The following is a 3,388-nucleotide window of genomic DNA, read 5'->3' as shown; positions in this document are numbered from 1 at the left end:
CGTGTGGGCCGTCGGGGACTGCGCCACTCGCGAGCACCCCGGCCTCGGCCGTGTCCCGGGCGGGCACTGGTCCGCGGCGCTGCACGACCCCGAGCCGACCGCGCGCGCGGTCGTGGCCCTCGCGCCCGACGAGCCCCCTGCCGCTGCGCCGGCGCACGCGCCGTACGTGTTCTCGCAGCAGCTCGGTCACGACCTCGCGCTCTTCGGCGTCCCGCCCGAGGGCGCCGAGGTCGTCCTGCGCGGCGACCCCGCGGGGCCCGGCGGGTGGGCCGCGTTCTACCTCGTCCCCGGGGCGGCCCTCGCCGCGGACCGCGCGTCGGACCACGCCTCGGACCGAGCGACGCTCGTCCGCGCGGTCCTGCTCGTCGACTCGCCCCGCGACGTCGGGCCGGTGCGGCGCGCCGCCGGGCGCGGTGCGCTGCACCTCGACCTCGACGTGGCCCGCGACCCCGGCCGCCGGCTCCGCGACGCGCTCGTGTGACCGAGCGCGCCGCGGCGCGCGGTCAGTGCGCGAAGTGGCGCGTGCCGGTGAAGTACATCGTCACGCCCGCCGCCGTCGCGGCCTCGACCACCTCGGCGTCACGGATCGACCCGCCCGGGGCGACGACGGCGCGCACGCCGGCGTCGAGGAGGATCTGCAGTCCGTCGGCGAACGGGAAGAACGCGTCGGAGGCTGCGACGGCACCTCGCGCGCGCTCGTCGCCGTCCGCGAGCGTGTTGGCCCGCTCGACCGCGAGGCGGCACGAGTCGACCCGGTTGACCTGGCCCATGCCGACGCCGACCGCCGCCCCGTCCTTCGCGAGCAGGACGGCGTTCGACCGCGCCGCGCGCACGGCGCGCCACGCGAACGCGAGGTCGGCGAGCGTCGCGTCGTCGGCGGCGTCGCCCGCGACGAGCGTCCAGCGCTCCGGGTCGTCCCCGCCCGTGACGGTTCCCTCGGCGTCGGTGACGACCGCGTCGAGACGGTCGACGCTCTGCAGGAGGAGCCCGCCGCTGATCGGGCGCAGCTCGACCTCGGCCGACGGGGCGCCGTCGACCACGAGGAGGCGCAGGTTCTTCTTCGCCTGCAGCACCTCGAGCGCGTCGGGCTCGAAGCCGGGCGCCACGACGACCTCGGTGAACACGGGGGCGATCTGCTCCGCCGCCGCGCGCGTGATGGGCCGGTTGGCCGCGATCACGCCGCCGTACGCCGACACCGGGTCGGTCGCGTGCGCGCGGGCGTGCGCGTCGGCGACGTCCGTCCCGACCGCGATGCCGCACGGGTTCGCGTGCTTGATGATCGCGACGGCGGGCTCCGCGTGGTCGTGCGCCGCGCGCCACGCCGCGTCGGCGTCGACGTAGTTGTTGTAGCTCATCGCCTTGCCGTGCAGCTGCGTGGCCTGCGCGAGGCCGCTCGCGCCGTCGCCCGCCGTGTAGAGGGCCGCGCGCTGGTGCGGGTTCTCGCCGTAGCGCAGCACGTCGGCGCGCTCCCACGTGCCCCCGACCCAGGCCGGGAACCCGGTCGGGCGCGGGGTCCCGTCCTCGCCGACGACCTCGTCCGTGGGCGCGACGACGCTGCCCATCCACGAGGCGACGGCGACGTCGTACGTCGCGGTGTGGACGAAGGCCGCGGCGGCGAGCGCCTTGCGCTGCGCGTACGTGAAGCCGCCCGAGCGGACGGCGTCGATGACGGCGTCGTACGCGGTCGGCTCGACGACGACGGCGACGCTCGGGTGGTTCTTCGCGGCCGCGCGGACCATCGACGGCCCGCCGATGTCGATCTGCTCGACGACCTCGTCCGGGCCCGCGCCGGACGCCACGGTCGCGGCGAACGGGTAGAGGTTGACGACGACGAGCTCGAACGGCGCGATCTCGAGCTCCTCGAGCTGGGCGAGGTGGTCGGCCTTGCGCGAGTCCGCGAGGATGCCGGCGTGCACGCGGGGGTGCAGCGTCTTGACGCGCCCCTCGAGGCACTCGGGGAAGCCGGTGAGGTCCTCGACGCGCGTCACGGGGATGCCCGCGCCGGCGACGGTCGCGGCGGTGGACCCGGTGGACACGAGCTCGACGCCGGCGGCGTGGAGCGCGGTCGCGAGCTCGACGAGGCCCGTCTTGTCGTAGACGCTCAGCAGCGCGCGGCGCACCGGGCGGCGTGCGTCGTCGGCGAGCTGGACGTCGGGCGCCGAGGGGACGTGGGGCTGGGACATGGCGAGGTGCTCCTCCGGGTCGCGGTCGGGCACCGGCGGACGACCGGTGCCGAGTGGCAGGACCCAGGCGCCCAGGCGGTCGACGCACCAGCAGGGATGTCCGGCCGCTCCCCGGTGGTCGTTCCCACCCTCGCCAGTCGCGGCCGCTGCCCACTCTACCGGCCCCTCTGGCGGCCCCTCTACCGGGTCTGCTTCGTGGCGTCGGCGCCGGCGCCGGGTGCCGGGAGGGCGTCGTCGGCCCACGTGTCGGGCGTGCCGACGCGCCAGAGCGGGCGGACGGTGGCGAGGACCGCGACGGTGACGGCGAGGAGTGCGGCGAGGACCGTGAGCGCCGGCCCCAGCCCGTAACGCTCGAGGAGGCCGCTCCCGACGAGCGGGACGAGCGGGCCGGCCGCGAGGCCGGTGAGCCCCATGACCGACGACAGCCGCCCTTGCATCTGCGGGGGCGTGATCGCGGCGGCATAGGCCGACAGCCCCGCGTTCACCGCGGGCACGAGGAGCACCGCGAGCGGGAGCACGACGACGTACGCGACGTAGTCCTGCAGGGCCGCCATGGCGAGAGCGCCGGTGGCGAGCACGCCGAGGGCGACGACGACGAGCGCGCCGGCCCGGAAGCGGGCGACGAGGCGCGGCGCGAGCACGGCGCCACCGAGGACGCCTGCGCCGACGGCGAGGTCGACGAGCCCGATGAGGACCGGCGCGGTGCCGGTCCGGACGAGCTCGAGGTTGATGCCGATCATCAGCCCGCCGAACGCGACGTTGATGACGACGAACAGCCCGAGCAGCGCGCGGAAGAGCGGCACGGACCACACGAAGCGCAGGCCTTCGCGCAGCGCCTCGACCGGCCGGGTGGCGCGCGCCGCGGCGACGTCGCCGTTGAGCGGCTCGCGCACGAGCCACGTGCACACGGCGGTCGCGGCGTGCCCCACCGCGGCCGCGGCGAGCGGGACGGCGTGCGCGACGGCGTAGAGCAGCCCGCCCACCGGTCCCGCGAGCAGGCTCGCCGCGGCGTCCCTCCCCTGGGCCGCGGCGAGCGCGGTCGGCAGCTGCGGCGTCGGGACGACCGAGCGGAACGCGCCGCTGGTCGCCGGGTCGACCAGCGCCCCCACGACGGAGGCGCCGAAGAGCACCGCCGCGAGGTGCCACGCCGTGAGCGAGCCGGTGGCGGCGGCGACGGCCACGGTGGCCCACAGCGCGGCGCCACC

General features: G+C 77.0%; 2 protein-coding genes, 1 pseudogene and 1 riboswitch. Of the genes and pseudogenes, 1 reads left to right on the top strand and 2 read right to left on the bottom strand.

Features of this window, described 5'->3' with window-relative positions; genetic code table 11:
- Positions 1-481: pseudogene (locus tag JZ5iCDA_RS19185) on the top strand (pyridine nucleotide-disulfide oxidoreductase); the annotation flags it as partial.
- 22 nt (positions 482-503) lie between these two features.
- Here JZ5iCDA_RS19185 and purH read toward each other — a convergent pair.
- Entirely contained in the window at positions 504-2,183 is a 1,680-nt protein-coding gene (gene purH, locus JZ5iCDA_RS16335) for a bifunctional phosphoribosylaminoimidazolecarboxamide formyltransferase/IMP cyclohydrolase (protein ID WP_069388094.1), read from the bottom strand.
- Positions 2,184-2,245: 62 nt separating this feature from the next.
- A riboswitch (ZMP/ZTP riboswitch) is annotated at positions 2,246-2,334 on the bottom strand.
- Between the two features lie 28 nt (positions 2,335-2,362).
- Positions 2,363-3,388, bottom strand: a 1,026-nt coding sequence (locus JZ5iCDA_RS16330; RefSeq protein WP_069388092.1) for an MFS transporter, incomplete at its 5' end; no start/stop codon positions are given.

Origin of the sequence: Cellulosimicrobium cellulans (assembly GCF_001722485.1) — a bacterium.
Lineage (GTDB): Bacteria > Actinomycetota > Actinomycetes > Actinomycetales > Cellulomonadaceae > Cellulosimicrobium > Cellulosimicrobium cellulans_A.
This window is presented reverse-complemented; position numbering and strand designations above follow the sequence as displayed.

Coding starts and splice junctions, on each gene's coding strand:
- purH (WP_069388094.1), bottom strand. CDS start 2,183: ATGTCCCAGCCCCACGTCCCCTCGGCGCCCGACGTCCAGCTCGCCGAC.